Genomic DNA, 436 nt, shown 5'->3' on the forward strand with positions numbered 1-436 from the left:
GTTCAGTTCGTGGATGAACACCTTGATGTTCGAAGGCTTCTCGTGGCCGATCGGTACCAGCCAGTTCAGCGACCAACTGCCGCGCGCCTGGCGCGTGTAGCTGTAGCGCACCGGCTTGTTCGGCTCGACGCCGCCTTCGAGGCGGATGGTCAGGCCGTCGCTGGTGATGCTGAGGGCGTTGTCGATGGCCAGCTTGAGCGCGTCGTTGCCGCCCTCCAGGACCATGGAGTAGTGCAGCACGCCCTGGCCGTTGGTGTCGGCGATGGCCGGGTCGACGCTCATGCGGCTGGAACGCACGCCGTCCTTGAGGTCGAGCACGCAGGCCTTGGCGCATTCGTTCCAGAGGTCGAAGGCTTCCTCGGCGGCGGACGCGGACGAGCCGCCGGCGAGCAGGCCGAGGCTGGCGACCAGGGGGATCCAATGAGGTATCAGGTGC

Annotated in this window: 1 protein-coding gene; it reads right to left on the bottom strand. The window is 66.5% G+C overall.

Annotation, left to right across the window (positions count from 1 at the left end; translation table 11 throughout):
* Positions 1-436: exotoxin A binding domain-containing protein (locus WCE05_RS26080; RefSeq protein WP_368816851.1), on the bottom strand; the 436-nt coding region annotated here is incomplete at both ends.

This window comes from Pseudomonas sp. I2, assembly GCF_040984075.1.
GTDB classification, from domain to species: domain Bacteria; phylum Pseudomonadota; class Gammaproteobacteria; order Pseudomonadales; family Pseudomonadaceae; genus Aquipseudomonas; species Aquipseudomonas guariconensis_B.